The following is a 24,337-nucleotide window of genomic DNA, read 5'->3' on the forward strand; positions in this document are numbered from 1 at the left end:
GTCCCTGCGGCTATCTCCTTTCACAAGGGGATAGCAGGCTCTTGTTATCTGGGCGACCTTCATGTATAGGCTCCGCATCGAATTGGGAAGCCATAGCCCATCAGGACTATGGCTTCATTTATTGAAATGGCTCAGTTGACGCAATTGCGGCAAATGGACCGCACGTCACTTAACCAGGAAGATTGTCATGAAGGCTGATATCCATCCCGCTTATCACACGATCAAGGTCGTCATGACCGATGGCACCGAATACGAAACCCGCTCGACCTGGGGTTCGGAAGGCGCAGTCATGAACCTTGAAATCGACCCCAAGTCCCATCCGGCATGGACGGGCGGCAACCAGCAGCTTATGGACCGCGGTGGTCGCGTTTCCAAGTTCAACAAGCGTTTCGGCGGCCTCGGCCTCTAATCCACTTGTGGACGTATCATTTAAAAAAAGCCCGGTTTTACCGGGCTTTTTTGTTGTCTGTCGATCCGGTGAAACGAGCCCATTGTAGGCCAAAACAAAAAAGCAGGCCCATGAGCCTGCTTTTCAAATTGTCCGGATAAGGTCGTCTTTTCTCAGTTGATCGAGAAAGCCGTGCGCAGAAGGTTAAGCTGCGCCTGCACGCTGTTTTCGTTGTCAGGTACCTTGGTGGCTTCGGACGGGCGGTAAATTTCACGGTCGAGAAGGGCAACGCGGTTCTGGAGGCGGAGCGACCGCTCGATGAGGTCACGGAAGGACTCAGGCAGGTCGTTCCAGCCCGGAGCGTTCCGATCGACGTTGAAGCTGTCGAGCCGCACCTTGCTTTTTTCGCTGAGAACCTGATCGCGTGTCATCTCGCCATTGTTGACGGCGCGCTGCAGAAGCAGCCAGGACGCCATCTGCATCAGGCGGGTGGTGAGGCGCATCGATTCTGCCGCGTAAAGGACAGACGCCATGCGCGGCAGAACCTTTGAAGCGGTACGACCGGCTCCATCAAGATAGCTCGCCGTTTCCTCAACCAAGGTCATGCCTTCGGTATAGAGGGTCTTGAACTGGTTGGAAGCAGCCGCGCGACCCGCAAAGCTAATGGTATTTAAAACCTGTTCCGACATTTTCTTTAAATCCCTGCTCACGCACCACACTGTCAGGCAACGACGACCGGTAATATTTTGTTCCGGCCTTTAGTGTTTTCAGGATGGTATCTTTACCTGAAATGCGCAAGGCAATTATTAAAGAAGGGTTAATACCCACAGTTTTACGAAATCCGGTGATCGGTAAAAAAAGAGCCGCGAAAGCGGCTCTCAAGGTAAAACAGGGAGAAAAATCAGACCAATTCGCCGTATGGAGAAGATGCCTGAGGCCCAGAAGAACTGGACATGTATAGTAATCTCTCAGAAAGCTTAATTTTTGGTTAATGGTAAACGAAAGACTGCATCAGAATCGTTAATCTCGTTTGCCTTTGTGGCAGCAGCTTATCGAGTTAAGACTTGGCCGGAGGTTTTGCTGAAGGCCGCCTGTCAGGACCGGAAGAGGTTCTCCGCCGCAAGCCGGCCGGCAGACTTCCTTTTCCTCTCCTCTTCAAGTCGGGTGATTTCCGTTTGAAGAATGTCGATGCGGTTGCTCAGCTCGTCCACCGAAAGAAGGCTGAGATCGCTGCCGATCTCATGCGCTACCGGTTTTTGCGGACGGTCATCGTCCAAGAGGCTCATATGCCTGCTCCTTTTTCAACATGGTCGCCATCGTCCTCGGGATATTGCGGCGCGCGCGGGTCAAGCGCAATGCTTTCCGGTGTCACGAGCGGTGAGGGCGTTGTCGGCATCATCGTCGAGAAATTGTCCTTTTCGGCGTTCGAAAGCGTGGCGCGCTGACGGCTTCTGATGATGGCATAGGCCGTGATCAGCACATGGGCGACGGCTGTCACCAGGAACAGTGCATAGGGGCCGGAATAGGTCATGACCGCACCGCCGAGCGTCGGGCCGATGATGGTGCCGATGCCATAAAGCAGTAGCAATCCACCGGAAACCTTGACGAAGTCTTCCGATGCCGCAAAGTCGTTGGCATGCGCCACGGCGATGGGATAAAGCGCGTTGGCGGCGGCGCCGTAAATGGCGATCATCGGAATGAGCACATAGACATCATGCGGCTGCACGGCCGCCACGGCCAGGCCCGCAACCGCGCCAAGCCCCGCCAGTCCGGCAAGCACATAACGGCGGTCAATCCGGTCCGAAAGGCGGCCTGCTGGAAACTGGGCGAGTGCGCCGACGAAAATCGTGACTGAAACCATGATGGCGATCATGGTCGGATCAAGGCCCGCCCGCGCGCCGAAAACGGCGCCAAGCGTACCGTAAGCACCATTGGCGATGCCGATCATCAGGATACCGACGAAGGAGACCGGCGAATTCCGATAGAGGGCGGGTAAGTCCAGCTTCACCTTTTGCAAGGGCTGGGGACTGGCAGCCTTAGAAAGCGTGGCCGGCAGAATGGCGATGCAATAGATGATGCCGCAGATCATGAACAGCGAGCTATTGCTGATATCGCCCATCGGCACGATCATCTGCCCAGCCACGACGCCAAGCAGCGTTATGGCGATATAGAGCGAAAAGATCATGCCGCGGCTCTCATTGGTCGCGCGCTCGTTCAGCCAGCTCTCGATGATCATGGAAGTGCCGGCGGTGCAGAAGCCTGTAAGCGCGCGGAGCGTAATCCACCAGACATCATCGATAACGAGGCCGGTCATCAGCACGGTCAGGCAGACAAGCGCCACGAAGGAGGCAAATGCCCGCACATGCCCCGCACGGCGCACGATGGCGGGCGCCACAAAACAGCCAATGACGAAGCCTGCCGCCCAGGAGGTGCCGAGAAAGCCCAGAATTTCATTGGAATAGCCTTCCGCCGAACCGCGCATGGGTAGCACGAGACCCTGAAGGCCGTTACCGAGAAAAAGAAACAGAGTGCTGGATAAAAGAGCGAATACGGGTAGAAGATTTCTGCTCATGAAGACACTCTCATGCGTTCGAACGTATGGTCGGCAGGCCATAAGACGGGGGTTACCCGAATGAGTTGCACTCTTCTGGTGAACGGTAAAAATGTCCAGCCTGTGACGATGCAGAAATAAAGAAAAGGCTCAATAAATGACAAAGGCGATCGGCCTTTTTTTACTGCTGGCGATGATTGTGCAGATCATCCGCCCCTTGGGCCTGCCCGGCCTCAAGAAAAGAGGCGATTGCTGGAAGATAGCGGTTGCCGCCTTCGTCATCTGGTCGGCGACGCTGCTTTTGCGCCCATAAAGAAAAAGCCGCCCAAGGGGCGGCTTCAATTTTTTATAAATGCCTGGGGCTATGCCTCAGGCAGCCTTTTCGAGTTCCTGCTTCCAGTTGCCCTTGGCAGCCAGGGTGTTCATCATCGCGCGGTGTGTGAAAGCACGCTGGCCGGCGGCGACATTTTCCTGTTTGCCGCCCCAAGCCTTGAGTGCGGTGTCCTGAAGGGCGCGGCCGTACGAATAGGTCAGCGACCAGGGCAGATCGTAACCGGCATTCATGGCGGAGAGATGCGCCGTCGCCTCTTCGGAGGACTGGCCGCCGGAAAGGAAAGCGATACCGGGAACGGCAGAAGGCACGGTCGCCTTCAGAACCTTCACGGTCTTTTCCGCCACTTCATCAACGGAAGCCTTGCGGGCATTCTTGCCGTCGATGATCATGTTCGGCTTGAGGATCATGCCTTCAAGGTTGACGCGGGCGTCGAACAGATCCGCGAACACGGTCTGGAGAACCCATTGCGTGACTTCCGCACAGCGATCGATATCGTGCGTACCGGGTTCGCCGTCCATCAGCACTTCCGGCTCCACGATCGGCACGATGTCTGCCTGCTGGCAGAGGGCAGCGTAACGGGCGAGCGACTGGGAGTTTGCCTTGATCGAACCCCAGCTCGGACGCTGATCACCGATGGTGATGACGCCGCGCCACTTGGCGAAACGCGCGCCGGCTTCATGGTACTTGCGCAGGCGCTCATATAGGCCGTCAAGGCCTTCGGTGATGAATTCACCCGGGTGGAAAGCCATCGGCTTGGCGCCGATATCCACCTTGATGCCCGGCAGGCTGCCGGCGGCCTTGATGATGTCCACGAATGGCGTACCGTCGGCGGCCTTCTGGAACAAGGTTTCTTCGTAAAGGATGACGCCGGAGATGCACTTCTTCATGGCGTCGTCGGAGCGGAACAGCATTTCGCGATAATCGCGGCGGGCGGTCTCGGTTGATTCCAGGTTGATGCTGTCGAAACGCTTCTTGATCGTTCCTGTGGATTCGTCGGCGGCGAGCAGGCCCTTGCCGTCTGCAACCATTTTGATTGCGATGTCTTCGAGACGTTCGGTCATTTGCTATTCTCCCAAGGCACAATAAATTTCCGATAACAGAAGTTCCAGGGCAGGGAAATGGCATGCTAACTCATTGAAACGATTGAAATCATTTCAATCGTTTGAAACTTTCCTCCCATGCGCACTTACCAAAAAACAAGGCCGGCCAAGCATCGCTTGTCCGGCCTCGTGTCAGGCAAGTGTGGGAAGTCTACTTGGCGGCGGTCAGGATGGCAACGCCCGGCAATTCCTTGCCTTCCATCCATTCGAGGAAGGCGCCGCCTGCCGTCGAGATATAGGTGAAATCGTCCGAGACCCCGGCATGGTTGAGTGCCGCGACCGTATCGCCGCCACCGGCGACGGAGACGAGCTTGCCGGCCTTCGTGCATTCGGCAGCATGTTTTGCGGCAGCAACGGTTGCCGCATCAAAGGGCTCGATTTCGAAGGCGCCAAGCGGGCCGTTCCAGACCAGCGTTTCCGCGCGCGAAATCCAGGCTTTGATGCTTTCGACTGATTTTGGGCCGACATCGAGAACCATGGCGTCAGCGGGAATGGCGTTGATATCGACGATTTCATTTGCCGCACCGGCCTTGAATTCGCGGGCAACCACGCCGTCTTCCGGCAGTACGATCGCACAGCCGGATGTCGCCGCCTCGATCATGATCTGTTTTGCGGTTTCGGCAAGGTCGTGCTCGCACAGGGACTTACCGACTTGTGCGCCACGCGCGGCAAGGAAGGTATTGGCCATGCCACCGCCGATGACGAGGGCATCGACCTTCTTGACGAGGTTCATCAGGAGATCGATCTTGCTGGAAACCTTGGCGCCGCCGACAATGGCGACGACCGGGCGAACAGGCTGGCCAAGGCCTTTTTCCAGCGCCTCAAGCTCGGCCTGCATGGTGCGACCGGCATAGGCGGGCAGATGACGCGCCAAGCCCTCGGTGGAGGCGTGCGCACGGTGCGCGGCAGAGAAGGCGTCGTTCACATAGATATCGCCATTGGCTGCCAGAGCCTCGACGAAGGCGGTGTCATTCTTCTCTTCGCCTTTGTGAAAGCGGGTGTTTTCCAGAAGCAGGATATCGCCATCATTCATTTTCGCGACTGCGTCGGCTGCCGGCGCACCGATGCAATCGGATGCGAAGAAAACGGCGTGATCCAGCACTTCCTCGACCGCAGGCACGATCTGGGAGAGCGACATGTCGGCGACAGGTTCACCCTTGGGGCGACCGAAATGGGCGAGCAGAATGACTTTTGCGCCTTTTTCGGAAAGCTCCAGAATGGTCGGTGCAACCCGCTCGATACGGGTGCTGTCCGTCACTTTGCCATCCGCAACCGGCACGTTGAGATCAACACGGACAAGGACGCGCTTTCCGGCAATATCGTTAAGGTCATCGATGGTCTTGAAGGCGGGCATAGGTCGATCCTGATTTCGTTGCGAGTTCGGGACGGACCATACTATGCCTGATTGCCGACGCAAGCCGGTCAGGCCTCATTTTCTCTTGCCTCGTCTGAAGGCGCGGAAATGCCCTTGCCGGCAGCGGTGGAGCCCGACTGGCGCCGCTGCGCCAGATAAGCGCGCACGCGGCGGAGAATTTCCGAAAAGCTGATAAAGATCGGCAGGCCGATAGCCGGTTCGACCGGCTCAAGCGAAATTCCGATCCCGGTAATCGCCTCATGTTCGTCCAGCGCCCGAACGATGAGAACAATAGAACCGAGGCGCACCCGGTCGGCATAATCTGCCTTGCCAGAAAGGCGCGCCTCGATCAGTTCCGCGATGGTCATGGCATGCTCGTGGGCCGAAATAAGGCCGGGGCCGTAGGCGGCGTCAAGCTCCGTGGCCGGACGCGCGGGAGAGATTGCAAAGATCCCGAAGAAATCGGCGTCGTCATCCGCAACCGGCAGGGCGCTTGCAAACAGCCGGTCGATCAGCCGCGTATAACCGGGCGCGATAAAAAGATAGACGAGATCATTTTCGCGCAGGCGCCCGGCATATTGGTAGCGAATGGATTTGCCATCACGCACGACGAGCGAAGGCATCGCCCAGCGGGGAATTCGCTCGCCCTGCATGATGGCGCTGCCTTTGGCCACGCGGTATGAAATCAGTTCGTGATTGGCAGTGCCGGGAAGGTCCACTTCCAGCTTGTCGACATCACCCATGCGCGGCGGCACGATCAGCCCGAGCCGTGTTGCCACCGGCTTGATGGTCCAGCCTTGCAGCAGAAGCGACACGAGCACGATGATGAAGGCGGCATTGAAATAGATTTGCGCATCGTCCAGCCCGCCAAGAATGGGCATGATGGCAAGCAGGATGGAAACCGCTCCACGAAGGCCCACCCATGCCACGAAGGAGGTTTCCTGCTGGGTATAGTTGAAGGGCATGAGGCTGAGCCACACCGCCAGCGGGCGGGCGACAAAGATCAGGAAAAGCGCAAGCAGCACGGCCGGAATGGCAATCGCTGGAAATTGCGATGGCGTTGCCAGAAGGCCGAGCATCAGGAACATGATGATCTGGGCAAGCCAGGTCAGCCCTTCATGGAAACGGCGGATGGTCTCCTTGGCAAAAATCCGGCGGTTGCCGGCAACGATGCCCGCCACATAGACCGCAAGAAATCCACTGCCGCCAATAGCGCCGGTGAAGGAGAAGACCAGCAGGGCAAGAGCCAGCACGAAGATCGGCGCCAGCCCGCGGTCGGCAGCGAAACGGTTGACGACTGTTGCGATCATGACGCCGCCGAGCAGGCCGAAAATAACACCGAGACCCATTTCCTCGACGAACAGCAGCAGGAAGCCGGTGTCGATGCCGGCCAGTCCCTGTCCCTTGGCGATGATCTCGACCAGCGCGACGGTGAGGAAAATCGCCATGGGATCATTGGTGCCGGATTCGACCTCCAGCGTTGAGCGGACCTGATCGCGGATATGAATGCCGCCGATGCGCAAGAGAAAGAATACGGCTGCCGCATCCGTAGAGGCGACGATGGCGCCGAGCAGCAGGCCTTCCAGCCACGACAGTCCGAGCAGCAGGGCGGCAGCGCCTGCGAAAAACACGGATGTGAGGATGACGCCGACGGTGGCGAGGGCGACGGCGGGCGCTGCCGAAAGCCGGAAAGATTGTATCGACGTACCGAAACCGGAATCGAAAAGGATGACGGCGAGAACGAGCGAGCCGAGCATATAGGCGAGCGGATTGTTGGTGAACTGGATACCGAGGCCATCCACGCCTGCCGCAAGGCCAATCATCAGGAAGAGCAGCAGGAGCGGTGCGCCGAACCGGAAGGCGATGAGGCTTGAGAACGCTGCGACGAGAACCAGAACAGTTGCCACCAGCAACAGAAGATAAAATGATTCCACGTCCACCGCCTCTTTCAAACCGCGCTGGCCGTCGCAATCAATGCCCTACACGTTTGCAGTCAATGCGCCACGGGTTGCGGTCTGTCAGCGCTGCTGTGGGTGGCGATGAAAGGCGACGCAAGGCGGGGTGTATCGAATGATACGGCAGGGCCGAAGTGCATTGCGCACGACCGTTGTCCCTGTTCTTCTTGTCCGTTTCAAAGTGGACCAGACGAAGGCAGGAAATGGGATTTTTTTCGGCGCCCGGGCGAAACGTTCATGGCGTGTAGCGCTGTGGATGTTTCGCGCAAACAATTCGCATGCCGGCGTTTCGACGTAACATAGAGACAATGCAGCTACGTTAGTTGTCGCGTCCGAGTTGCTTTCACCATGACCGGAGCGATCGGATGAAACGGAAATCCATTACTATATTTATTGCCTTGCTGGCGGTCGGCCCAATTGTTTCGGGCTGTTCTAGCACGGAACAGACGGCTGAAAACATGGCCGCCCAACGCGAGCGTTGCCGGGTGTTTGGTTACCCTGAAGGTTCGCGTGATTTCGCTGACTGCATGATGAAGCTTTCCATGCAGCAAAGCGATTTGAGGCAACAGACTTTCGATACGATCTGGAGCGGTAGCAGTTCGGATCAGATTATCATCAACAACAGGAAATAACGGGTTGTGCAGCTCATCAGACTTGGTCGGCTTGGTCTCATGCGCCTCTTGCCGGGCGATGGTTTTCGATCCGAAGCGCCCGCCTTGCTTCAGGATCGATGCCGGCGGGTCCCTCGTCCCGCCGGCAATTTTTTGGCAAAGAAAAACCGGCAGGATTGCGCCTGCCGGTTTTTCGTAATTCGCGAACCGTGGTGCCTATTCAGATGGTCTTCGCAAATGCGACGGCCGTATCCGACATGCGGTTGGAGAAGCCCCACTCGTTGTCGTACCAGGAAAGAACGCGCACGAACTTGCCTTCCATGACCTTGGTCTGATCGATCGCGAAGATCGAGGAGTGGCTGTCGTGGTTGAAGTCGCGGGAGACCAAAGGCTCTTCGGTGTAGCCGAGAATGCCCTTCAGCTTGCCGTTGGAAGCGGACTTGATTGCTTCGTTGACTTCCTCAACCGTCGTGTCGCGCTTGGCGATGAACTTGAAATCGACGACCGAAACGTTCGGGGTCGGAACGCGGATCGACGTACCGTCCAGCTTGCCCTTGAGGTGCGGCAGAACGAGGCCAACGGCCTTGGCTGCACCCGTCGAGGTCGGGATCATGGAAAGGGCTGCGGCGCGGGCGCGGTACAGATCCTTGTGCATGGTGTCCAGCGTCGGCTGGTCACCCGTGTAGGAGTGGATCGTCGTCATGAAGCCGTGATCGATGCCAACGACGTCATCGAGAACCTTCACAACTGGCACGAGGCAGTTGGTGGTGCAGGACGCGTTGGAAATGACCAGATGGTCTTTCGTCAGCTGATCGTCGTTGACGCCGAAGACGACCGTAAGGTCAGCGCCGTCAGCAGGAGCGGAAACGATGACGCGCTTGGCGCCTGCCGTCAGGTGGGCAGCGGCCTTGTCGCGGGCGGTGAAGATGCCGGTGCACTCGAGCGCGATGTCGACACCCAGTTCCTTGTGCGGCAGCGTTGCCGGATCGCGAACGGCCGTAACCTTGATCGGCTTGCCGCCGCCAACGATGATCGTGTCGCCTTCGACCTTCACATCTGCCGGGAACTTGCCGTGGATCGAATCGTAGCGCAGCAGATGGGCGTTGGTTTCAACCGGGCCGAGGTCGTTGATGGCAACGACTTCGATATCGGTGCGGCCGGATTCGACGATGGCACGCAGAACATTGCGGCCGATGCGGCCAAAGCCGTTAATGGCAACTTTTACAGTCATTTATAGTCTCCCGAACAAGATATGTGCTTGGTCTTTGCGGAATGTGAGGGCTTGGGAAGCCCTCATGCAAGTTTTGCCTCGACTGCGGCGACGACAGCTTCCGCCGTGATGCCGAAGTGCTTGAAGAGATCCTTCGCCGGCGCGGACGCACCAAAGGAATGCATGCCGACGAAAGCGCCGTCGGAGCCGATGAAGTAATCCCAGCCCTGGCGAATGGCGGCTTCCACCGCAATTTTGACCGGAGCCTTGCCGATGATGGCGTTGCGGTAGGTTTCCGGCTGCTCCTTGAAGAGCTCGAAGCAGGGAACGGAAACGACGCGGGCGGAAACGCCCTTGTCCTTCAGCGTCGCTGCGGCCTTGAGCGCTACTTCCACTTCCGAACCGGATGCAAAGATCGAAACCTTGGCATCGCTTGCGGATACGAGTTCGTAGGCGCCGTAAGCGGAAAGGTTCTTTTCTTCGTATTCCTTGCGCGAAGGCGCAAGGTTCTGGCGGGTGAGCGCCAGCGCCGAAGGACGATGCTTCTGCTCAAGCGCCAGCTGCCAGCATTCCGCCGTCTCGGTTTCATCCGCCGGGCGGAAGACGAGCAGGTTCGGGATGGCGCGCAGCGCGGCGATCTGCTCCACCGGCTGGTGGGTGGGGCCGTCTTCGCCGACGCCGATGGAATCATGCGTCAGAACGTGGACGACGCGGATGCCCATCAGGGCAGCCAGACGGATCGACGGACGGCAATAGTCCGAGAAGATCAGGAAGCCGCCGGCATAGGGAATGAGACCGCCATGCAGTGCGATACCGTTCATCGCTGCTGCCATGCCGTGTTCGCGGATGCCGTAATGCAGGTACCGGCCGGAGAAGTCCGTCGGCGTGATGGACTTCATCTGGCTGGTCTTGGTGTTGTTGGACGGCGTCAGGTCGGCCGAGCCGCCGATCATTTCCGGCAGAATGCCGTTGATGACTTCGAGCGCATCTTCGGACGCCTTGCGGGTGGCGACGGTCGGGTTATTCTCGATGATCTTCTTCTTGAAGGCATCGATCGCGCTGTCGAAGTTGCCGGGCAGATCGCCGGCGAAGCGGCGCTTGAATTCGGCCTTCTTGCCGGCTTCGGTGGCTTCGAGACGGGCTTCCCAGTCCTGACGGGTCTTGGTGGAGCGCAGGCCGGCGAGACGCCATGCATCCAGCACGTCTTCCGGAATGACGAAAGCTTCGGCTTCCCAGTTGAGGCTCTTGCGGGCGGCGGCGATTTCTTCGGCGCCCAGCGGGTTGCCGTGAACCTTGTGGGTGCCCTGCTTGTTTGGTGCGCCAAAACCGATCACGGTCTTGCAGGCGATGAAGGTCGGGCGGTCGGATTTATGTGCAGCTTCGATCGCGGCGGCAATCGCATCCGGATCATGGCCGTCGACGCGTATGGTGTTCCAGTGAACAGCCTGGAAGCGGGCGATCTGGTCGGTGCTGTCGGAAAGGCCAACTTCACCGTCGATGGTGATGTTGTTGTCATCCCAGAAAAGAACGAGCTTGTTGAGTTTCAGATGGCCGGCAAGCGCGATGGCTTCATGGCTGATGCCTTCCATGAGGCAGCCGTCGCCACACAGCACATAGGTGAAGTGGTTCTGCAGATCGGAGCCGAATTCTTCTTCCAGCTTGCGTTCGGCGATTGCCATGCCAACGGCGTTGGCGATGCCCTGGCCGAGCGGGCCGGTCGTCGTTTCGATGCCGGTCGCGTGGCCATATTCGGGATGGCCGGCGGTCTTGGAGCCGAACTGACGGAAACGCTTGATCTCGTCGATCGTCATGTCCTCGTAGCCCGTCAAATAGAGCAGCGAGTAAAGCAACATCGAACCATGGCCCGCAGACAGCACGAAGCGGTCACGATCCGGCCACAGCGAGCTCTTGGGATCGAACTTCAAAAAGCGGGTGAAAAGAACAGTGGCGACATCAGCTGCGCCCATCGGCAGGCCGGGATGGCCGGAGTTGGCCTTCTCTACTGCATCCATGGCAAGAAAGCGGATTGCATTGGCCATCCGGTCGTGTTTGTCGCGAGAAATCATGGCTTTTCCGTCTGTTTCCGGGTGAAGGGAGATAGTTTTACGCAACTATCCAAAAAGCGGGTTGATCCATAGCAGGTGAGGCAGGCAAGTCAATAAATCCACGGGCAATTGCGGTTCTCTCAAGGATAAAAATCGTTTAGCAAAACGGGTGTCTCGAGAAAAATCGTGCGATATGTGTCGCCATTTCCTCGTTCATCCACAGAGCAAAACGCCTCAATGCACTGGTTTGATTGACGTGATGATAAATCGGGTAATAACCTCTTGGATGTTGAAAAGGCCTGAAACCGGACGATTCGGCCGGTTACTTGCGAGTTGGAAAAAACGATGTCGGCTGAGAAGACCGTACAATCTGCGGTGACGGAGCTGAGCGCTGCCATCACAAATCTCGAAAATGCCATCGATATGCGTATCGAACGGCAAAGGGAGACGGGCGAAATCGATAACGAGGTCAAGCGGGTCCATGTCGATCGCGCAAGGCTCGCGCACGAGCTGGACCAGGCCGAGTTTCGCGCCAATCGTCTCGAAGAAGTCAACCGCGAGGTTTCCCGCCGTCTGGTGACGGCGATGGAGACGATTCGCGCGGTGCTGGATCGATAGGGAGCGGTTTCATGGCGCAAGTTACTGTTATGATCGACGGCAAGGCCTACCGCATGGCTTGCGAGGCAGGGCAGGAAGAGCACCTGACCGATCTCGCTACCCGTTTTGACCGTTATGTGGGGCATCTAAAGAGCCAGTTCGGCGAAATCGGTGATCTGCGCTTGACCGTCATGTCGGGCATCATGGTGATGGACGAACTTTCCGAGCTCAACCGCAAGATCGAAAAGCTGGAGGGGGAAATAGCGTCCCTTTCTCGCAACCGCGACGGTATGGCCGAACACAAGGCAAGATCGGACGAGATGGTTGCCGTTGCCATCAGCGATCTGGCCGACCGTCTGAACGGTATTACCGAAAAACTCCTGGCGCGGCCAAAGCCTGCGGCGCATTGATCGTCGGCAAAGCTTTCCAGCAACAAAATTCGTTCGTGGCCCTCTGGTGGTTTGGTTGGATACGTCCTATATCTAAGAGGCGTTCTGCGCTTCCCGACAGGAACCACAATCCCTGGGGCCATACTCGATCCAAAGGGAGCTGTCCCTGGCCAGTCCCGTGGGGCTGGACACATGGCGCCCACCTACATTTGTAGGCACCCAGGATCGTAAATCTCCATCGGTCGCCGTGGATCGCACTTGGAGCTTCGGGTCACTCCCCGATTCTTCTTCTGACTGATATAGTGTCGACAGTTATTTTTCATTGCTGCCGGAGACGGCTTTTTTATGCTGCTGTCATTGCAATGGCGGAACAATTCCCTATTATCTCAATTGGTATGTCTGTCATGCCCTTTTTTTGAAAGAGGGCGCTGCGGCCAAAACCGCGACGTGCCGTTCAACAGCCCAAAGAGCTAAACTTGTTTACTGAAATTATGATCGTGGTCCTGCTCACCGTATTGAACGGTGTGCTTGCCATGTCCGAGCTTGCCGTTGTCTCCTCCAGACCGGCGAGGCTCAAGGTGCTTGCCGCGCACGGCAGCAAGGGCGCCACGATGGCGCTCGGTCTTTCCGAAAATCCCGGACGCTTTCTTTCCACGGTGCAGATCGGCATCACGCTGGTCGGCGTTCTCTCCGGTGCGTTTTCCGGTGCCACCCTCGGCGCCCGGTTCACGGCATGGCTGTCGGTGCAGGGCGTCCCCGATCGGGTTGCCGATGCGTTGGGCGTGGGCTCCGTGGTCGTCGCCATCACGTATCTGTCGCTGATCGTCGGCGAACTGGTGCCGAAGCAGATTGCGCTGCGCGATCCGGAAAAGATCGCTGCCCGTGTTGCACCCACTATGGTGATGCTCTCCAAGGTCGGCGCGCCACTGGTCTGGTTTCTCGACAAATCCGGCAAGGCCATCCTTGCGCTTCTCGGCCATAGCGGCACGTCCAATGCATCGGTCACGGATGACGAAATCCGCACGGTTCTGGCGGAAGCTCATAGCGCCGGCGTCATCGAAACCGAGGAATCGGCGATGATCACCAGCGTCATGCGCCTTGCCGACCGTAATGCCCGTGGCCTGATGACGCCGCGCCGCGACGTGGAAGTCGTCGATATTGAAGACAGTGCGGAAGAAATCCGCGTTCAGCTTCGGGAAACGCAGCGTTCCCGCCTGCCCGTGCGCAACGGCGCCTCCGATGAAATTCTGGGCGTGCTTTTCGCCAAGGACGCTTTCGATGCGCTGGCATCCGGCAAGGAGCTGAACGTGCGCGAGCTTCTGCGCGAAGTTCCCGTCGTCTCGGATCTGACGAGCGCTGTCGATGTCATCCAGTCATTGCGCCGTTCCACCGTGCATATGGTGCTGGTCTATGACGAATACGGCCATTTCGAAGGTATCGTCAGCTCTGGCGACGTTCTGGAAGCAATCACAGGTGCCTTCCAGGAAGACAATGACGAGGAGCCGGCGATCGTCGAGCGCGAGGACGGTTCGTTCCTCGTTGCCGGCTGGATGCCCGCCGATGAGTTCGCTTACCGCATGGGCTTCCAGATCGACGAAGACGCCGAGTTCGAGACCGTTGCCGGTCTGGTGCTTGACGAGTTCCGTCGCCTGCCGGAACTGGGCGAACACATCACCCGCAACGGCTGGCGTTTTGAGGTCATAGACCTTGATGGACACCGTATCGACAAGGTGCTCGTGAGCCGGGCTGCCTGATGTCCGGCGACATCGCCGAAAAAGCAAGGCTGCGCGGCGAGAGGCTTGCCGCGCGTGATGCGTTGCCACAAGCCGAGCGTCAGCAAAAAAGCGAGGCGATGACAGCATATGGTGCATCTGCCATTCCGTTCTCGCCAGGTGCCGTTATTTCCGGTTTCATGCCCATTCGCTCAGAGGCCGATATTCGGCCGTTGATGGAGGCACTGCGGACAAGAGGCGGGCGCCTCGCCCTTCCCGTTGTGCTGAACCGGGAGACCATCATTTTCCGCGCCTTTGATGCGGATGCACCGCTGGTGAAGACGGGCTTCGGCACGACCGGTCCGGCGGAGGACGCAGAAGTTCTCGATCCGGATATTCTGCTCGTCCCGCTTTCCGTCTTTGACGGTCAGGGTCAGCGTATCGGTTATGGCGCGGGTCATTATGATCGCGCGATTGCGAGATTGCACGGCAAAGGCCGAGCGCCCGTTCTCATCGGCGTCGCATTTGATTGTCAGGAAGTGCCATCCGTGCCGGCGGAGCCGCATGACGTGCCGCTTCAGGCGGTTCTGACGGAGAGTGGCCTGCGCTGGTTTTCGGCTTAGCCGTTGATGACCGATGGGAAAAAGGCGTTTTAGCACTTTTTAAAAGATGGATTACCCGTTAGAGGGGACGGAATTTAGGAACATGCGCAAGATCGGGGCGGGTGAATGAGGCTTCTTTTTCTCGGAGATATGGTTGGCAAGACCGGACGCACGGCTGTCTGGGACAGGTTGCCCGGGCTTGTTTCCGATCTGAAGCTCGATTTCGTCATCGTTAATGGCGAAAACGCCGCCGGTGGTTTCGGCATCACCGAGGATATCTATCTCGAAACCATCAATGCCGGTGCGGATGTGGTGACGACCGGCAACCATGTCTGGGACCAGAAGGAGGCCGTTTCCTTCTGCGAGCGCCATGACCAGTTCCTGCGGCCAGCCAATTATCCCGATGGTACGCCTGGCAAGGGCTCGGGCATCTTTTACGCCCGCAACGGCGCGCGTGTGCTTGTCGCCAACATCATGGGCCGGGTCTTCATGCATCCGGAACTGGACGATCCCTTCAAATCGGCGGAGAACATTCTCGCTGCCTGCCCGCTGAAGGAGCAGGCCGACGCCATCATCTTCGATTTCCACGCGGAAGCGACGAGCGAAAAACAGTGTTTCGGTCATTTCGTTGATGGGCGCGCAAGCTTCGTCGTCGGCACCCACACCCATGTTCCGACTGCTGACGCCCAGATCTTGAACGGTGGCACGGCCTATATGTCGGACGCCGGCATGTGCGGTGACTACGACAGCTCGCTTGGCATGGAAAAGGAAGAGCCGATCAACCGCTTCATTTCCAAAATGCCGAAGGGCCGTTTCGAAGCCGCCAGTGGACCTGCGACGATCTGCGGCGTCGGCGTCGAGATTTCCGACCGGACCGGCCTTGCGGAAAAGATCGCACCGCTGCGAATTGGCCCGAGGCTCTCCGAAACCCTCCCGTCCTTCTGGGCGTGAGCTTTCGGCTTCTAGCGCTCATCACCCGTTCACAATGACGAGATCGTGAGCGTTCCGCCGCTGTTGGCGCTGGACGCCCTGCAAAACCTGCCTCATCTTCCTTTCTTCGCAAGTTCGAGGGAGTGGCATGATGCTGCGCGTGCTAATGCTTGCAATGGCCGGACTGGTTGCGTGCGCGGGAGCGGCCTTTTCCCAGGCTGGAAGCCGCCCTCCTGTGAGCCAGTGCCAGGCAATCGCCCGCAACATTCCCGGCGTCATGTTCGCCAGCTTCAAACCGGCAGGTGCCCAGCTGGCGCAGGCCACGGCTAAGGAAGAGGTGAAGATCAGCTTCATCGGCCATTCCACCTATCTCATCGAAAGTCCTGGCGGCGTGACGATCGCCACAGATTATAATGGCGTCTATCGCCCACCGGTCACGCCGACAGTGGTGACGATGAACCGGGCGCATATGACGCATTTCACTCTTAGTCCGGATCCGGCCATTCAACATGTGCTGCACGGTTGGAGCGATACGCCCGGAGAAAAGGCCGAGCACAAGCTTCTGGTTGGTGATGTCTATATCCGCAACGTCGCGACTGACATTCGCAACCGCTGGGGCGATTACGAATCCTTTCAGGAAAACGGCAATTCCATTTTCATCTTCGAGGTCGCGGGGCTGTGTATCGGCCATCTCGGCCATCTGCATCACGAACTGACGGACAAGCATTATGCCGAAATTGGTCGTCTGGATGTGCTAATGGTTCCAGTGGATGGTGGTTTGACGATGGGGGCCGACAGCATGAGCCGCGTGGTCAAGCGCCTGCGCTCCGCACTGATCTTGCCCATGCACCGCACTGGGCCTCCGTTGGAGCAGTTTTTGACGATGTTTGGGGAAAGCTTCCAGATCGCCTACGCAAAAGATGCGATCATCCGGGTCTCAATGAGAAACCTTCCCCGCCAGCCGCAGATACTGGTGCCAAAAGGCATGTAGTAAAGCGACCGGCGAGGAAAGTCGGGGGAGTCGGTATCTCAGGCGAAGGCGAGGTGCTGGCGAACGCCGACATCAGGCATTTTATCGTCGGACATATTGGCCTTGGCGATTTCCCAGCCGAATTTTAGCGTGCTGTCAGTCGAGGCCCAGATTTCCGCGTCGTCAACATGCAGCGCCAGCATCGTCAGTTGCGGATCGCTCTTACCGTGCTCGTACCAGGCTGCGGTGACGGAGTTCCAGTATTCTTCGATCTTTGTCCTGTCGTCGCGCGCCTCGAGCACGCCCGAGAGGCAGGCGTGATAATCATGGTCCTTGCCGACGACACAAAAATGAGCCCGCGAACCCGGCTTCAGCGTTTTGACGAGATCGGTGTCTTTCTTGGAGAAAAACCAGATCGTGTTGGTCTTGGGGTCGGCGTGCGGTGCCATCGGCTGCATATGATTGTGCAGGCCCTCGAGGCCAAGCATGCCGGCATGGACCGAATTGACCTCATCCCAGAGCTGGCGGGCAGGGTTTTCTCTTGCTTCAGTCAGACTGACCATGTGTTTCCTCCGTTGGGTTTGCTGCGGCGACCGGGAGGGTGAAAAATGTCCCGCTCTTCCGCTTTCATTGTCAAAACGAAAAGCGGATAAATCAGTTCCTTATATTCTTGCGGCCAAGAGAAAGCGCTTGCGGGCTTGAACGGCGGGCATATCGCACTTATAAGGCCCGCAATCTCCAAATTAAGACAATCAGGTTTTCCATGGCTGGTCATTCACAGTTCAAGAACATCATGCACCGCAAGGGCAAGCAGGACTCCGTTCGGTCCAAAATGTTTTCCAAGCTTGCGCGTGAAATCACCGTTGCGGCAAAGGCGGGCATGCCCGACCCGAACATGAACGCGCGCCTGCGCCTGGCAATTCAGAACGCCAAGGCCCAGTCCATGCCGAAGGACAATATCGAGCGCGCGATCAAGAAAGCTTCCGGTGCAGACAGCGAAAACTACGATGAGGTCCGTTACGAGGGTTACGGCCCGGGTGGCGTCGCCGTCGTCGTCGAGGCCTTGACCGACAACCGCAACCGCACCGCCTCCAACGTCCGCTCCATCTTCACCAAGGCTGGTGGCGCACTCGGCGAAACCGGATCGGTTTCCTTCTCCTTCGACCGCGTCGGTGAGATCACTTACAAGGCCGAAGTCGGCGATGCCGACAAGGTCATGGAAGCGGCTATCGAAGCTGGTGCCGACGATGTCGAATCTTCTGAGGACGGTCACACCATCATCTGCGGTTTCGAGGCGATGAACGAGGTTTCCAAGGCGCTGGAAGGCGTGCTCGGCGAAGCTGAAAGCGTCAAGGCAATCTGGAAGCCGCAGAACACGGTGCCGGTGGATGAGGAAAAGGCGCAGTCGCTGATGAAGCTCATCGACAATCTCGAAGACGATGACGACGTGCAGAGCGTCTATTCCAACTTCGAAGTTTCGGAAGAAATTCTCGCCAAGCTTTCCGCCTGACGGTTCAGATTTAAAAAAAAGCCCCGGCAGCGTCATCGCTCCGGGGCTTTTTGTTTAGGCGGCCTTCCTGATGGAGGTCCGCACATCGGCGAAGATCTCCACGGATCGCAGCCGTTTTTCGATATTGTGGATCGGCATCGAGACGATCAGTTCGTCGGCCTGCGTTTCGGCGAGGAAGCCGTCGAGGTGGCGTCCGATTGTTTCAGGCGAGCCGACGGCGGCGAAACGCAAGGTATGTTCCACCGAAAAACGCTCCATCTCGTTCCAGTGGTCGTCCATGCTGTAAACCGGCTTGGGGAACGGGACGCGTACATTGCGGCGCAGGTTGACGAATTGCTGCTGTGACGAGGTGAAGAGATATTGCGCCTCCTCGTCGGTATCGGCGCCGACTCCCATCACTCCAACCATCACATAGGGCTTGTCCAGCGTCGCAGAGGGCTGGAAGCGCTCGCGATAGATATGGATCGCCTCCATCAGCATGTCAGGCGCAAAATGCGACGCAAAGGAATAGGGCAGGCCGAGTGCAGCTGCCAGATGCGCGCTATAGGTGCTTGAGCCAAGCAACCAGAGCGGCACGTGCGAATTCATGCCGGGCACGGCAAGGATCGCCTGATCCTGCTGGGGCTGGCCAAGGTATTGCTGGAGCTCGATGATGTCGTGCGGGAAGTTCTCCGCACCGGCATCAAGATTGCGGCGCAGCGCCCTTGCCGTCCGCATATCGGTTCCCGGCGCGCGGCCAAGTCCGAGATCGACCCGGCCAGGCAACAGTGCCGCCAGCGTGCCGAATTGTTCGGCAATGACGAGCGGGGAGTGGTTAGGCAGCATGATGCCGCCTGAACCGACGCGAATATGTTTCGTGGCGGCACCAACATGGGCGATCACGAGCGATGTGGCTGCGCTCGCAATACCGGGCATGCCATGGTGCTCCGCAAGCCAGATGCGGTTGTAACCGTGGTCTTCAGCCTTGATCGCCATGCGGCGAGAATTTTCAAGCGCCTGGCTGACGCTCTCGCCTTCGCCGATTGGCGAAAGGTCGAGAATGGAAAAGGGGATCATCCAACGCTCCTACACAAATTCTGTCTTTGATGCGGATGTAAGGCGCGTGTCCCGATTTACCATAGAAGTCGCGCAGAATTGAAGGATGGTTCAAAAAAATTGGGGCCTCGAAAGAGGCCCCTTTTCATTTTTTTAGCCCGCTCGACGGAATTGCCGGGTTTCGCGATGGTCTGGAGGTTGCCGGTCGGAAGCGAGCACGAATTGTCCGAGCCTGCCGTCCATCTCGCCCGCCTCGGAAGCGAGATTGTGAATGGCCGCCGTCGTCTCCTCCACCATGGCGGCATTTTGCTGCGTCATGGTGTCGAGACTGGTGACGGTGCTGTTGATTTCCGCAAGCGTATGCGCCTCCTCGCGGGTGGATTCCATGATCTCTTCGATGCGGGAACTGATGGTCTGCACGTGCTTGCCGATGCCGGTTAGCGAGGCCCCCGCCTTTTCGACCAGTGCCACGCCGGTGGAAACCTCGTCGGTGGAGCGCTTCAGCAGGCTGGTGATTTCTTTTGCGGCGGCGGCCGAGCGTTGTGCCAGCTCGCGCACCTCCTGCGCCACAACGGCAAAACCCTTGCCGGCCTCGCCCGCACGCGCGGCTTCCACACCTGCGTTCAGGGCGAGAAGGTTGGTCTGGAAGGCGATTTCATCGATAACGCCGATGATCTGGTTGATCTGGCGCGACGAGGTCTGGATCGCTTCCATGGCGGCGATTGTTTGCTCCATGACGTGGCTGGACGCAGTGGCCTGCGTACTGGCGTCGCGGGCGATCCGTGTTGCCTGTTCGGCGCGTTCGATCTGGTCGCGGACGGCTTCGGTGATTGCCTTGATGGCGCTTGCCGTCTCGGTAATGGAGGCGGCCTGCCGTTCGGTGCGCTCAGCGAGCTGGTCTGCACCTACTCGCATTTCCTCCGAGCCGCCGCGAACGGCGGCGGAATTGCCGCCGATGGCCTGCATGGTCTCGCTGAGCCTTGCAAGCGCCGTATTGAAGTTGTGGCGCAGGCTTTCAAGATCGTCTGGGAAGACAGTCTCAATGCGATAGGCGAGATTGCCGCTTGCCAGTCGATCCAGCCCTTCGTCAAGAGAACGCACGACCATTTGCAGCGTGCCGGCCTCGGCCTCTCGTTCCGCAAGATGTGCGCGGCGTGCCATTTCGGCTTCCTCGCGCGTACGGGACGCGGTCGCTTCCATTTCCCTCTGCAAAATGAGTTTTTCGCGGAAACTGCCAAGCGCGCGCGCCATGCGGCCGATCTCGTCCTTGCGGTCCTGATTGCCGATCTCGGCATCGAGACGGCCTGCCGCCACTTCGCCGGTCAGCCCGGCCAGCTTCTCCAGCGGTGCGAACAGGCGCCGTGCAAAAAAGGCGGTTGCCGCGCACATGGCTGCCAGAACGCAAAGGCCGATGACGGCTAGCGTGCCGGCAATCGAAATGGAACCGGCGTTCAACTCGCTGCGCAACATGCTTTCCACCGCGAGGTATTTTTCACCGGCAAACGAAAAGGCGCGGGCATAGGCATTGGCTTCGCCGTCCGGACGGTTGATCTTGGCAATCGTCATACCGGACGTATTGAGTGCTTGTGCATGGAAGCCATAGATTGCCGGATTAAGGCTGACGAGACCGTTTCCGTCCACGCCCAGAACCTTGCCATCGGCGGAAACGATCGCGGATTGTTCGGAGCTGCCGGCGGAGATGCCTTTCGCGAGGATCTGGCTGAAGACCTCTTGTTTGACGCGGAAGAGAACGATGCCCTTGAACGCACCGAATTTGACTACCGGAATACCGAAATAGATGCCGGCCTCTTTAGTCGCGGCGTCGATGCGCAGACCGGAGAAACTCGTCTGCGCCACGTCGTTCACGGCTTTTCCTGCGTTGGTGGCTCCGCGCGCAAAAGCAGCCCCAAGGCCGCTATCCGCCCAGGCGCCACCCGTGACGGTTTCCCCGAAAGCCGGTCCTTTCAGATAGGAGTAATAAACCGTGCCGGCCGGATCGATGAATAGAACATCGCTGAATGGGGTTCCCTTGAGGTAGCCGCCGATATCCGTCTGGGTTTTTTCATGGGTGGAATAATAAAAGCCGCTCGGATTTTCGGGCTTGATGAGCTTTTCTTTCTCTCCGTAGGGGTTTTCCTTGACGAAGACGCGTTGCAGTTCCGCCTTTGCGTCGCCGGAACTCTTCTGCACGGTGCCCCAGCCGCTGCGCATGGAAACTACCGCCATCTGCAGGGATTCGATCTTGGCGATAGAATCCGCCTGCGTTTCAAGCTGCTCAAGGCGTTCCTGCAGCATATCGCCCCTGAAGACGAGAATGCTCTCCATGGATTTCGACGCCTGTTCCTCGAGAACGCCGCTGCTGCTTTGATAGCCGAGAAGCGTGAGAGCCCCGGTCGAGATCGTCATCAGCGCAAGGAAAATCACGAGCACTTTGGTGGATATGGAATGAAAACGGTTCAGCATGGCCGATGCAGCCCTCAATGCCGTATCACTTCCCGCACCATGCATTGATGGCGCCACCGGATGGCTGATATGGCGAAAATATTGCGCTGCGGATCATCATGTCCGCAGCTCCCCTTTTTTGATTTTGTGCGGGAACAATGCGGTACGCGGTTTAAGCAGAGGTAAATGCTGCACTGCAAATTTGATCAATGTTGTCGTTTTGTTCACTTATCGCTGGCAGGGTCGCAGCCGAAAAGATAGGGTGGCTTATGCAAAAGACGATTCGAATCATCGGTATCGACCCCGGGTTGCGGCGCACCGGATGGGGTGTCATCGAAACCTTCGGCAACAGCCTTCGGTTTGTCGCTTCCGGCACTGTGACATCGGATGGTGATATGGATCTCGCCTCCCGCCTGTGCCAGCTGCATGATGGGCTGGCGGATACCGTTCACAGCTATCAGCCCGATGAGGCGGCGGTGGAGCAGACGTTCGTGAACAAGGATGCTGTCGCCACGCTGAAGCTCGGTCAGGCGCGCGGCATTGCCATGCTGGTTCCGGCGAGGGCAGGGTTGCCTGTTTTCGAGTATGCGCCGAACGCGGTCAAAAAAGCCGTCATAGGTGTTGGGCACGGCGAAAAGCAGCAAATCCACATGATGCTGAAAATCCTGATGCCGAAAGCAGAATTCAAGGGTAACGATGCGGCGGACGCCTTGGCGATCGCAATCTGCCACGCCCATAATCGCGGCGGCGACAGGATGGCGCGGCTATTGGCAGCCGGTTGAATATTGAAGTCTCATTGCAGCGGGCGGCATCATGATCGGAAAACTTAAAGGCACCATTGAGGAAATCGGCACGGATTACGTGCTGGTGGATGTGCACGGCGTTTGTTACGTCGCCTATTGCTCGGCGCGCACACTCTCAAAAATAGGTTCCGCTGGTGAAGCGGTCGTCCTCTTCATCGAAACCTATGTGCGCGAAGACCAGTTGAGGCTGTTCGGCTTTTTGTCGGCACTTGAGCGGGAATGGTTCAATCTGCTCCAGAGTGTGCAGGGGGTCGGTTCGAAAGTGGCGCTGGCCGTCTTGTCTACCCTGTCGCCTTCTGAACTCGCCAATGCGATAGCGCTGCAGGACAAGGTGATGATTTCGCGTGCGCCGGGCGTAGGGCCGAAGGTGGCGGTGCGCCTCGTTACCGAGCTTCGCAACAAGGCGCCTGCCTTTGCAGGAGAAGCTTCGGCTTCCATCGGGCTCAAGCAGGAACTTGGCGAGGGTGTCGCCTCCGCGCCGGTGGCGGATGCCGTGTCGGCGCTCACCAATCTCGGCTATTCACGCGATCAGGCCGCAAATGCCGTTGCGGCCGCGCTGAAGAACGGCGGGGAGGGCGGCGACAGTGCCAAACTCATCCGGCTCGGCCTGCGCGAACTTTCACGCTAAGCTGCGCGCAGCAAGCGAACAAAGCCGGGTGCGATGCTGAATTTCGTGAAGCGCCTTCGTGCGACAGTCGTGATATAGCGGCGAAGACCATCTCTTGAACTGGTTAGAACAATGGAATGCCCTCTATGAGCGATGCGGACAGACTGATTTCGGCGGACAAGCGCGGTGAAGATATCGACACCACAATGCGCCCGCAGTCGCTGGACGATTTTACCGGCCAGGCCGAGGCTCGCGCCAATCTCAAGGTGTTTATCGAGGCCGCCAAGAACCGTGGCGAGGCGCTGGACCATGTGTTGTTCGTCGGGCCTCCCGGTCTCGGCAAAACCACGCTGGCGCAGATCATGGCCAAGGAGCTTGGCGTCAACTTCAAGTCCACCTCCGGACCGGTGATCGCCAAGGCTGGCGACCTTGCCGCACTTTTGACCAATCTCGAGGAGCGCGATGTGCTCTTCATCGATGAAATCCATCGTCTCAACCCGGCAGTCGAGGAAATTCTCTATCCGGCGATGGAGGATTTCCAGCTCGACCTCATCATCGGTGAGGGGCCTGCGGCCCGCTCGGTGAAGATCGATCTTTCCAAGTTCACCCTCGTTGCCGCGACCACGCGTCTTGGTTTGCTGACAACGCCGCTGCGCGACCGCTTCGGCATTCCTGTCCGTCTGGCCTTCTACACTGTCGACGAGCTGGAACTGATCGTTCGGCGCGGCGCGCGGCTGATGGGTCTGAACATGACCGACGATGGCGCACGCGAGATAGCAAGGCGTGCACGCGGCACGCCGCGCATCGCCGGACGGCTCTTGCGCCGGGTTCGCGATTTCGCTGAGGTGGCACGGGCGGAAGCCGTCACCCGTGAGATTGCCGACGAAGCGCTGACGCGGTTGCTTGTCGACAAAATGGGTCTCGATCAGCTGGACATGCGCTATCTGACCATGATCGCGGTCAATTTCGGCGGCGGCCCTGTTGGTATCGAGACCATCGCCGCTGGCTTGTCGGAGCCGCGTGATGCGATCGAAGACATCATAGAACCCTACATGATCCAGCAGGGTTTCATCCAGCGCACGCCGCGCGGCCGCGTTCTGACCGGCACTGCCTGGAAACATCTGGGCATGCAGCCGCCTAAAGATCTCGAGGCGGCGCAATTCCGGCTGACGCTGGAAGAGGATTGAGGGAA

The 24,337-nt window shown here is 58.3% G+C and carries 24 protein-coding genes and 1 other RNA gene; 14 read left to right on the plus strand and 11 right to left on the minus strand.

Annotation, left to right across the window (positions count from 1 at the left end; all coding sequences use genetic code 11):
• Window positions 1-187: 187 nt before the first annotated feature.
• Entirely contained in the window at window positions 188-409 is a 222-nt protein-coding gene (gene rpmE / locus AC5SEO_RS00880; RefSeq protein WP_003506183.1) for a 50S ribosomal protein L31, read from the plus strand.
• Between the two features lie 152 nt (window positions 410-561).
• On the opposite strand, the gene rcdA is transcribed toward rpmE, so the two are convergent.
• From rcdA to AC5SEO_RS00895, 3 genes are all read right to left on the minus strand, one after another.
• Entirely contained in the window at window positions 562-1,077 is a 516-nt protein-coding gene (gene rcdA, locus AC5SEO_RS00885; protein ID WP_003511419.1) for a protease adaptor protein RcdA, read from the minus strand.
• A gap of 405 nt (window positions 1,078-1,482) precedes the next feature.
• Window positions 1,483-1,674, minus strand: a complete 192-nt coding sequence (locus tag AC5SEO_RS00890) for a DUF1192 domain-containing protein (protein WP_003511418.1) — start codon at window positions 1,672-1,674, stop codon at window positions 1,483-1,485.
• The gene (locus tag AC5SEO_RS00895; RefSeq protein WP_003511417.1) at window positions 1,671-2,960 is read right to left on the minus strand and encodes an MFS transporter; all 1,290 of its coding nucleotides are present in this window, start codon (window positions 2,958-2,960) and stop codon (window positions 1,671-1,673) included. The genes AC5SEO_RS00890 and AC5SEO_RS00895 overlap by 4 nt, the downstream gene beginning before the upstream one ends.
• A 136-nt stretch (window positions 2,961-3,096) precedes the next feature.
• Between AC5SEO_RS00895 and AC5SEO_RS00900 the strand changes: the two genes are divergently transcribed.
• Window positions 3,097-3,252: a hypothetical protein gene (locus AC5SEO_RS00900; protein ID WP_013761835.1), complete on the plus strand. Its 156-nt coding sequence runs from the start codon at window positions 3,097-3,099 to the stop codon at window positions 3,250-3,252.
• Between the two features lie 56 nt (window positions 3,253-3,308).
• Here AC5SEO_RS00900 and AC5SEO_RS00905 read toward each other — a convergent pair whose 3' ends face one another.
• From AC5SEO_RS00905 to AC5SEO_RS00915, 3 genes are all read right to left on the minus strand, one after another.
• Window positions 3,309-4,334, minus strand: a complete 1,026-nt coding sequence (locus AC5SEO_RS00905; protein WP_003511414.1) for a class I fructose-bisphosphate aldolase — start codon at window positions 4,332-4,334, stop codon at window positions 3,309-3,311.
• Window positions 4,335-4,524: 190 nt separating this feature from the next.
• Window positions 4,525-5,727, minus strand: a complete 1,203-nt coding sequence (locus AC5SEO_RS00910) for a phosphoglycerate kinase (protein WP_003511413.1) — start codon at window positions 5,725-5,727, stop codon at window positions 4,525-4,527.
• Window positions 5,728-5,795: 68 nt separating this feature from the next.
• A complete protein-coding gene (locus tag AC5SEO_RS00915; protein WP_076845581.1) occupies window positions 5,796-7,661 on the minus strand; it encodes a potassium/proton antiporter in 1,866 nt (621 codons plus the stop codon).
• 386 nt (window positions 7,662-8,047) lie between these two features.
• Between AC5SEO_RS00915 and AC5SEO_RS00920 the strand changes: the two genes are divergently transcribed.
• Entirely contained in the window at window positions 8,048-8,314 is a 267-nt protein-coding gene (locus tag AC5SEO_RS00920) for a hypothetical protein (RefSeq protein WP_019564907.1), read from the plus strand.
• Window positions 8,315-8,513: 199 nt separating this feature from the next.
• Here the strand turns inward: AC5SEO_RS00920 and gap are convergent, their stop codons facing one another.
• On the minus strand, window positions 8,514-9,524 hold the full coding sequence (gene gap / locus AC5SEO_RS00925) for a type I glyceraldehyde-3-phosphate dehydrogenase (RefSeq protein WP_003511409.1): 1,011 nt from the start codon (window positions 9,522-9,524) through the stop codon (window positions 8,514-8,516).
• 62 nt (window positions 9,525-9,586) lie between these two features.
• Entirely contained in the window at window positions 9,587-11,569 is a 1,983-nt protein-coding gene (tkt, locus tag AC5SEO_RS00930; RefSeq protein ID WP_003511408.1) for a transketolase, read from the minus strand.
• A 324-nt stretch (window positions 11,570-11,893) separates the two neighbouring features.
• Here tkt and AC5SEO_RS00935 point away from each other — a divergent pair, with 324 nt between their 5' ends.
• The 7 genes from AC5SEO_RS00935 (at window position 11,894) to AC5SEO_RS00965 (ending at window position 16,769) form a co-directional block, all read left to right on the plus strand.
• Window positions 11,894-12,166, plus strand: a complete 273-nt coding sequence (locus tag AC5SEO_RS00935) for a DUF4164 domain-containing protein (protein ID WP_003511407.1) — start codon at window positions 11,894-11,896, stop codon at window positions 12,164-12,166.
• An 11-nt stretch (window positions 12,167-12,177) separates the two neighbouring features.
• Complete coding sequence (locus AC5SEO_RS00940; RefSeq protein WP_003511406.1) at window positions 12,178-12,555, plus strand: cell division protein ZapA; 378 nt, start codon at window positions 12,178-12,180, stop codon at window positions 12,553-12,555.
• A gap of 78 nt (window positions 12,556-12,633) precedes the next feature.
• Window positions 12,634-12,792: non-coding RNA, 6S RNA (gene ssrS / locus AC5SEO_RS00945), on the plus strand.
• Window positions 12,793-13,025: 233 nt separating this feature from the next.
• Window positions 13,026-14,288: a hemolysin family protein gene (locus AC5SEO_RS00950; RefSeq protein ID WP_003511405.1), complete on the plus strand. Its 1,263-nt coding sequence runs from the start codon at window positions 13,026-13,028 to the stop codon at window positions 14,286-14,288.
• Complete coding sequence (locus AC5SEO_RS00955) at window positions 14,288-14,869, plus strand: 5-formyltetrahydrofolate cyclo-ligase (protein ID WP_076845442.1); 582 nt, start codon at window positions 14,288-14,290, stop codon at window positions 14,867-14,869. The genes AC5SEO_RS00950 and AC5SEO_RS00955 overlap by 1 nt, the downstream gene beginning before the upstream one ends.
• A gap of 105 nt (window positions 14,870-14,974) precedes the next feature.
• Window positions 14,975-15,799: a TIGR00282 family metallophosphoesterase gene (locus AC5SEO_RS00960; protein WP_013761826.1), complete on the plus strand. Its 825-nt coding sequence runs from the start codon at window positions 14,975-14,977 to the stop codon at window positions 15,797-15,799.
• Window positions 15,800-15,926: 127 nt separating this feature from the next.
• On the plus strand, window positions 15,927-16,769 hold the full coding sequence (locus tag AC5SEO_RS00965; protein ID WP_013761825.1) for an MBL fold metallo-hydrolase: 843 nt from the start codon (window positions 15,927-15,929) through the stop codon (window positions 16,767-16,769).
• A 38-nt stretch (window positions 16,770-16,807) separates the two neighbouring features.
• Here AC5SEO_RS00965 and AC5SEO_RS00970 read toward each other — a convergent pair whose 3' ends face one another.
• Window positions 16,808-17,311: a pyridoxamine 5'-phosphate oxidase family protein gene (locus tag AC5SEO_RS00970; protein WP_003511401.1), complete on the minus strand. Its 504-nt coding sequence runs from the start codon at window positions 17,309-17,311 to the stop codon at window positions 16,808-16,810.
• A gap of 200 nt (window positions 17,312-17,511) precedes the next feature.
• On the opposite strand from AC5SEO_RS00970, the gene AC5SEO_RS00975 reads away from it, so the two are divergent.
• On the plus strand, window positions 17,512-18,258 hold the full coding sequence (locus AC5SEO_RS00975; protein ID WP_003497595.1) for a YebC/PmpR family DNA-binding transcriptional regulator: 747 nt from the start codon (window positions 17,512-17,514) through the stop codon (window positions 18,256-18,258).
• Window positions 18,259-18,312: 54 nt separating this feature from the next.
• Here the strand turns inward: AC5SEO_RS00975 and AC5SEO_RS00980 are convergent, their stop codons facing one another.
• Window positions 18,313-19,314 carry an LLM class flavin-dependent oxidoreductase gene (locus AC5SEO_RS00980; RefSeq protein WP_076845444.1) on the minus strand — a complete coding sequence of 334 codons (1,002 nt, stop codon included), beginning with the start codon at window positions 19,312-19,314 and terminating at the stop codon, window positions 18,313-18,315.
• 132 nt (window positions 19,315-19,446) lie between these two features.
• Complete coding sequence (locus AC5SEO_RS00985; RefSeq protein WP_112682431.1) at window positions 19,447-21,756, minus strand: methyl-accepting chemotaxis protein; 2,310 nt, start codon at window positions 21,754-21,756, stop codon at window positions 19,447-19,449.
• A 248-nt stretch (window positions 21,757-22,004) separates the two neighbouring features.
• On the opposite strand from AC5SEO_RS00985, the gene ruvC reads away from it, so the two are divergent.
• From ruvC to ruvB, 3 genes are all read left to right on the plus strand, one after another.
• Window positions 22,005-22,517 (plus strand): crossover junction endodeoxyribonuclease RuvC, encoded by a 513-nt coding sequence (gene ruvC / locus AC5SEO_RS00990; protein ID WP_003511398.1) that lies wholly within the window; start codon window positions 22,005-22,007, stop codon window positions 22,515-22,517.
• Window positions 22,518-22,548: 31 nt separating this feature from the next.
• Complete coding sequence (ruvA, locus tag AC5SEO_RS00995) at window positions 22,549-23,166, plus strand: Holliday junction branch migration protein RuvA (protein ID WP_003511397.1); 618 nt, start codon at window positions 22,549-22,551, stop codon at window positions 23,164-23,166.
• 125 nt (window positions 23,167-23,291) lie between these two features.
• Window positions 23,292-24,332 (plus strand): Holliday junction branch migration DNA helicase RuvB, encoded by a 1,041-nt coding sequence (gene ruvB, locus AC5SEO_RS01000; protein WP_003511396.1) that lies wholly within the window; start codon window positions 23,292-23,294, stop codon window positions 24,330-24,332.
• Window positions 24,333-24,337: the final 5 nt, after the last annotated feature.

The sequence above is a fragment of the Agrobacterium sp. K11 genome (assembly GCF_059429395.1).

What these genes read in the sequence shown, in the direction of transcription:
- ruvC (WP_003511398.1), top strand. Translation starts at nt 22,005, where the DNA reads ATGCAAAAGACGATTCGAATCATCGGTATCGACCCCGGGTTGCGGCGC.
- ruvB (WP_003511396.1), top strand. Translation starts at nt 23,292, where the DNA reads ATGAGCGATGCGGACAGACTGATTTCGGCGGACAAGCGCGGTGAAGAT.
- AC5SEO_RS00955 (WP_076845442.1), top strand. Translation starts at nt 14,288, where the DNA reads ATGTCCGGCGACATCGCCGAAAAAGCAAGGCTGCGCGGCGAGAGGCTT.
- AC5SEO_RS00975 (WP_003497595.1), top strand. Translation starts at nt 17,512, where the DNA reads ATGGCTGGTCATTCACAGTTCAAGAACATCATGCACCGCAAGGGCAAG.
- AC5SEO_RS00910 (WP_003511413.1), bottom strand. Translation starts at nt 5,727, where the DNA reads ATGCCCGCCTTCAAGACCATCGATGACCTTAACGATATTGCCGGAAAG.
- AC5SEO_RS00920 (WP_019564907.1), top strand. Translation starts at nt 8,048, where the DNA reads ATGAAACGGAAATCCATTACTATATTTATTGCCTTGCTGGCGGTCGGC.
- AC5SEO_RS00950 (WP_003511405.1), top strand. Translation starts at nt 13,026, where the DNA reads ATGATCGTGGTCCTGCTCACCGTATTGAACGGTGTGCTTGCCATGTCC.
- AC5SEO_RS00970 (WP_003511401.1), bottom strand. Translation starts at nt 17,311, where the DNA reads ATGGTCAGTCTGACTGAAGCAAGAGAAAACCCTGCCCGCCAGCTCTGG.
- AC5SEO_RS00965 (WP_013761825.1), top strand. Translation starts at nt 15,927, where the DNA reads ATGATGCTGCGCGTGCTAATGCTTGCAATGGCCGGACTGGTTGCGTGC.
- ruvA (WP_003511397.1), top strand. Translation starts at nt 22,549, where the DNA reads ATGATCGGAAAACTTAAAGGCACCATTGAGGAAATCGGCACGGATTAC.
- AC5SEO_RS00900 (WP_013761835.1), top strand. Translation starts at nt 3,097, where the DNA reads ATGACAAAGGCGATCGGCCTTTTTTTACTGCTGGCGATGATTGTGCAG.
- AC5SEO_RS00935 (WP_003511407.1), top strand. Translation starts at nt 11,894, where the DNA reads ATGTCGGCTGAGAAGACCGTACAATCTGCGGTGACGGAGCTGAGCGCT.
- AC5SEO_RS00940 (WP_003511406.1), top strand. Translation starts at nt 12,178, where the DNA reads ATGGCGCAAGTTACTGTTATGATCGACGGCAAGGCCTACCGCATGGCT.
- rcdA (WP_003511419.1), bottom strand. Translation starts at nt 1,077, where the DNA reads ATGTCGGAACAGGTTTTAAATACCATTAGCTTTGCGGGTCGCGCGGCT.
- AC5SEO_RS00905 (WP_003511414.1), bottom strand. Translation starts at nt 4,334, where the DNA reads ATGACCGAACGTCTCGAAGACATCGCAATCAAAATGGTTGCAGACGGC.
- tkt (WP_003511408.1), bottom strand. Translation starts at nt 11,569, where the DNA reads ATGATTTCTCGCGACAAACACGACCGGATGGCCAATGCAATCCGCTTT.
- AC5SEO_RS00890 (WP_003511418.1), bottom strand. Translation starts at nt 1,674, where the DNA reads ATGAGCCTCTTGGACGATGACCGTCCGCAAAAACCGGTAGCGCATGAG.
- AC5SEO_RS00985 (WP_112682431.1), bottom strand. Translation starts at nt 21,756, where the DNA reads ATGCTGAACCGTTTTCATTCCATATCCACCAAAGTGCTCGTGATTTTC.
- gap (WP_003511409.1), bottom strand. Translation starts at nt 9,524, where the DNA reads ATGACTGTAAAAGTTGCCATTAACGGCTTTGGCCGCATCGGCCGCAAT.
- rpmE (WP_003506183.1), top strand. Translation starts at nt 188, where the DNA reads ATGAAGGCTGATATCCATCCCGCTTATCACACGATCAAGGTCGTCATG.
- AC5SEO_RS00980 (WP_076845444.1), bottom strand. Translation starts at nt 19,314, where the DNA reads ATGATCCCCTTTTCCATTCTCGACCTTTCGCCAATCGGCGAAGGCGAG.
- AC5SEO_RS00960 (WP_013761826.1), top strand. Translation starts at nt 14,975, where the DNA reads ATGAGGCTTCTTTTTCTCGGAGATATGGTTGGCAAGACCGGACGCACG.
- AC5SEO_RS00895 (WP_003511417.1), bottom strand. Translation starts at nt 2,960, where the DNA reads ATGAGCAGAAATCTTCTACCCGTATTCGCTCTTTTATCCAGCACTCTG.